Here is a 405-nt window from a genome sequence, read left to right on the forward strand (position 1 = left end):
CTTCCAGACATATCTTCTCTTCACAATGTATTCAGAACAGGCATCAATTCTTGCGAATGATGCAAACGTTTTTTCTTCAAAAGGATATTCCAGCACTCACGCGCCAAAGGCGCTCCGTGAGGGCGCCAAACTCTTGGCGACGCGCTATCGCGCTGTATTGCTTGCCGATCAGATCACCCATGCAGGCTCAGCGAGCCGTCGGCCATCATTGGCCGGCCCGTGCGAAGCGCAGCGGCAAAGCCGCGACAGCGTCAGCACATAACCACACCAATCGCGTTCCGCGATTGGTGGAGCTGAGCGGGATCGAACCGCTGACCCCCTGCTTGCAAAGCAGGTGCTCTCCCAGCTGAGCTACAGCCCCAACCATCGCAAACACCCGACAGCATAACCGCCAGGGATCAGGCA

General features: G+C 57.0%; 1 protein-coding gene and 1 tRNA gene. One reads left to right on the plus strand and one right to left on the minus strand.

What is annotated here, in order from left to right:
• Positions 1 to 262: hypothetical protein (locus EN749_RS38455; protein WP_145991240.1), on the plus strand; the 262-nt coding region annotated here is incomplete at its 5' end.
• 23 nt (positions 263 to 285) lie between these two features.
• Here EN749_RS38455 and EN749_RS37325 read toward each other — a convergent pair.
• A tRNA-Ala gene (locus EN749_RS37325) sits at positions 286 to 361 on the minus strand.
• Positions 362 to 405: the final 44 nt, after the last annotated feature.

This window comes from Mesorhizobium sp. M7A.F.Ca.ET.027.02.1.1 (assembly GCF_004022985.1).
Lineage (GTDB): Bacteria > Pseudomonadota > Alphaproteobacteria > Rhizobiales > Rhizobiaceae > Mesorhizobium.